Raw genomic sequence first — 3,933 nt, 5'->3', positions numbered from 1 at the left:
TTTCGTCGGCGGCGATCGATCCTGCGCACAGCGTACCCGGCATGCGCGCGGTGATCGCGGCGGCCGCTGCGGATCACAAAACGTTCAACGGCAGTTTCATCCAGTACGACGGCACGCAAATCAAATGGTAATGTCGTACGCTGGCGCAGGGACTTTCGACTAAAGACGAGGACATGAAGTGATGTATCAAGTGCATGGCGTGGCGTCATCGGGGAATTGCTACAAGGTTCGACTCGCGCTCGAACAACTGAACCTCCCCTATGTCTGGAACGAAGTGGACATGATGAACGGCGCCACCCGCACCGATTCGTTTCGGCAGATGAACCCGAACGGCAAGGTGCCGGTCCTGCAGATCGATGAAACCACGTGCCTGTTCGAATCGGACGCCATCCTCTATTACCTTGCCGAAGGCACGCCGCTTTTGCCCACGGATCGCCTCGCCCGGGCGCGCGTGCTGCAATGGATGTTTTTCGAGCAATACAGCCACGAGCCGAACGTCGCAGTCGCGCGCTTCATTCTCCAGTTCGCGAAAAGCCCCGACGATCCGCGTTTGCCCGAGAAGACCGCAGGTTCATACCGGGCGCTGGACGTGATGGAAACGCATCTCGCGACGCGCACGTATTTCGTCGATGAGCAGTACAGCATCGCGGACATTGCGCTCTACGCATACACCCATGTCGCCGATGAAGCCAACCTCGACCTCGGCCGATACCCTGCCATTCGCGCGTGGCTTGCGCGCGTGAAAGCGCAGCCGGGTCATATCGAGATGCCGGGCGTCGACGCGTGACCCAGCCTGTCGAATGTCCTTGCGGTGGGGCATCGCCGGAAGCGGCCGTTAAGCGTTTACCGAAGTACACGCAATGTTGCGGACGCTTCATAGAAGACGGTGAAGTGCCGGCGAACGCCATGGAACTGATGCGTTCGCGCTACACCGCGTATGTAATCGGCAACATCGAGTATCTGCGTGCGACCTGGAGCGATGCGACCTGCCCGCCCGATCTCGAAGCATCGGCCGATTCCGCCACTCGCTGGCTCGGGCTGCAGATCAAGCGCCATACGCCCATAGACACCACTCACGCCGAGGTCGAGTTTGTCGCCCGTTACAAGGTGGGCGGGCGTGCGCATCGTCTGCACGAGACCAGCCGCTTTGAACGCGATAACGCCGGCCGCTGGCGTTATATCGACGGCGATCTTCGCGATTAGAAAATCCACGGCAAATATTTCCTTAACGCGCGCTTTCGTTTAAAAAATTGTGCAGTGCACGGGTACTTTCTAATTGCGCCCAATCATTTTGTACGGGTACTCTGTCTTTTAGCCAGCCGTTGGCGAACCGGTAGCAAGCTATTGTTTCATAAGCTAATTACTGGTCGGCGGTCTGACGTTGCATATTGAAGCCCATTGTCGTGTCCATTCGGGACATGACTTCACGCACCGCCAGGCGATACTGCTTTCAGCAGTACAAAAGCGCGGAACTGATGGATCGTGACAATAAGCCGGCCACGCTTTAGCTAACCAGCAGCGAGGCCGAAAGCAGGCGGAGTTTCGGGGATGGCATTCAGGCAAGTGGTGTCCGGTTGTTTTGCTGTATGTGCAGTGGCGGCAACGCTGGTGGGCATGTCCACCCAGGCGGCCGCGGAACCGTTCCCCGGCGCACAGCAATACGCGTCGCTCGACGCACCCGCGTTCGGCACGGTCAAGCCGGCGTTCGATCCCTCGCTTCCGGTAGTCGATGCCACCCTCAACGAGGCGGTCATCGAGATTCCATCGGGCGATGTCACGCTCGAAACCACCATCTTCAAACCCAACGGCACGGGCCCGTTCCCGATGGTCGTTTTCAATCACGGCAAACTCCCCGGCAACGCACATGACCAGCCGCGCGCGCGTCCCTTGGCGCTGGCGCGCGAGTTCGTTCGTCATGGCTATGTCGTCGTGGTGCCGAATCGCCGCGGCTTCGCCGGGTCGGGCGGCGAGTACGTCGGCAACGGTTGCAACGTCGAAGCGAACGGCTTCACGCAAGCGAGCGACGTTGCGGCGACGGTCGCTTACATGGACAAGCAGGCGTTTGTCGACAGCAAGCATGTCGTGGTTGCGGGCGCCTCGCATGGCGGCCTGGTCACGATGGCGTATGGCGCGCGCGATGCACGTTCGGACACCGGCGTGCGTGGTCTGATCAACTTTTCCGGCGGCCTTCGGCAGGATGAATGCGCCAATTGGCAGAAGAACCTGACCAGCGCGTTTGGCGAATATGGCGAGCACGTAAAGCTGCCGTCGCTGTGGATGTATGGCAGCAATGATTCGGTGTGGCAGGGTTCGCTCCCCGATGACATGTTCGCGTCTTACACGGCGCATGGCGCGCGAGCCGACATGGTGGATTTTGGCGCGTACAAGAACGATGCGCATCGGCTGGTCGGGGATCGCGATGGCGTGCCGATCTGGTGGCCGCGCGTGAAGACGTTCCTGGCCGAAATCGGCATGCCGACGGATTCGCAGTATCAGGTTTCGTATCCTCAGGCGCCATTGCCTTCGGGCTATGCGAACCTGGACGCGGTGGCGGCGGTGCCTTTCCTCGATGAACGCGGCCGCGAGGGTTACGAGAATTTCCTGCATCAGTATTCGAGCCGCGCGTTTGCCGTATCGGATTCGGGTGCGTGGTCCTGGGCCGAGGGCGGCGATGATCCGATGGCCGTGGCGCTCGATGGATGCCAGAAGCAGAGCACGGACCCGTGCAGGTTGTATGCGGTCAATAATGCCGTGGTCTGGGATGAGCGCAGTGCGGCGCAGACGCAGACTGCCTCGCGGTAGGGAGTTGCCTTTGTTCAGCTAAAGGCTGGGAGCTGGACGTTTAATGGGCGGCGGTCGGGGTTGGTGCTGGGTTGCTGCTGGGTTGCTGCTGTTTGGGCCTTCGCGCGTTCCGTTCTTGCTGACTTCTTTAGCACTATTAGCCACTGTGCGTGGCGGCACTTCATTTCTTTGTCCAACGGCGACAAAGAAACGAAGCAAAGAAAACGCCTTCCAAACGAAGGCACATAAGTGTCCCGAGCGTGCACCGACAACTGTTTGGTACTTCAGAAGAACAGTTTTCGCCATAACCACCAACACTTGAACCCCTCCCCCTCCGTATACAGATACCCACACGCTTCGCCACCAGTAATTGTGGCAGTCAATACGGAAACCTGCGTAACCCATAACAACGGTTGAATCCAAGGGCTCCACTGGGTCAAGGACCTGCCCGAGACTTCGCACCGGTGGTCCCCGGCAAGCACGGAATCAAACCTAACCAGTACAACCAGCCCCTCCATTTGGGCGCCAGGGCGCGCAGCGCGGAAGCCTGGTTAACGGATTCCCACACTGGTGGCGAAGCGTGTGGGTTGCCGTTGACGGAGGGGGAGGGTTTCAAGTGTTCGTGGTTATGGCGTCGAGCGTTCTTCTGAAGTACCAGACAGTTGACATTGCACGCTCGGGACACTTATGTGCCGTCGGTTGAGAGGCGTTTTCTTTGCTTCGTTTCTTTGTCGCCGTTGGACAAAGAAATGAAGTCCCGCCACGGACAGTGGCTAATAGTGCTAAAGAGATCAGCTAGAACGAAACCCAAGCAAGCCCAAACAGCAGCAACCCAGCACCAACCCCGACCGCGTCCAAAACCGTCCAGGAACCACCTCCCCGCTCAACTTCCCGTCAATTCCCTCCAAAAAGCCCCCCAATAGACCGACGTTAGCGTCAAAGACAAAAAACCCCCACCGCGTGCCACGCCCGCCGGAGGCCCCACCGGCGTGCAAACCAAAACTCCCGCGACAAATTTAGAGATAATCGATACTCATCGAAACACCGAGCCGCGCGCACCCCGCGAACCCCTATGCCCGACATGAATCTACAGCGCCTGACCGTCACCGCCGATGGCCACGTGGCGCGCGTCACGCTCAATCGCCCGGACGA

The 3,933-nt window shown here is 59.3% G+C and carries 3 protein-coding genes; all 3 read left to right on the top strand.

Annotation, left to right across the window (positions count from 1 at the left end; genetic code table 11):
• Positions 1-181 precede the first annotated feature (181 nt).
• The 3 genes from ACRXB1_RS32465 to ACRXB1_RS32455 all read left to right on the top strand — a co-directional run bounded on the left by ACRXB1_RS32465 (position 182) and on the right by ACRXB1_RS32455 (position 2,802).
• Positions 182-787, top strand: coding sequence for a glutathione S-transferase family protein (locus tag ACRXB1_RS32465; RefSeq protein ID WP_449494365.1), 606 nt, complete (start codon positions 182-184; stop codon positions 785-787).
• A complete protein-coding gene (locus ACRXB1_RS32460) occupies positions 784-1,203 on the top strand; it encodes a YchJ family protein (RefSeq protein ID WP_174365216.1) in 420 nt (139 codons plus the stop codon). Before ACRXB1_RS32465 ends, ACRXB1_RS32460 begins: the two co-directional genes overlap by 4 nt.
• A gap of 345 nt (positions 1,204-1,548) precedes the next feature.
• Entirely contained in the window at positions 1,549-2,802 is a 1,254-nt protein-coding gene (locus ACRXB1_RS32455; protein WP_449494364.1) for a dienelactone hydrolase family protein, read from the top strand.
• Positions 2,803-3,933 lie beyond the last annotated feature (1,131 nt).

Source organism: Caballeronia sp. M23-90 (assembly GCF_053574605.1).
The sequence above is the reverse complement of the archived record's forward strand: the minus strand, read 5'-3'. Positions and strand labels throughout refer to the sequence as shown.

Excerpts from the sequence above, each read along its gene's own strand:
- ACRXB1_RS32455 (WP_449494364.1), top strand. The coding sequence starts at position 1,549 with ATGGCATTCAGGCAAGTGGTGTCCGGTTGTTTTGCTGTATGTGCAGTG.
- ACRXB1_RS32465 (WP_449494365.1), top strand. The coding sequence starts at position 182 with ATGTATCAAGTGCATGGCGTGGCGTCATCGGGGAATTGCTACAAGGTT.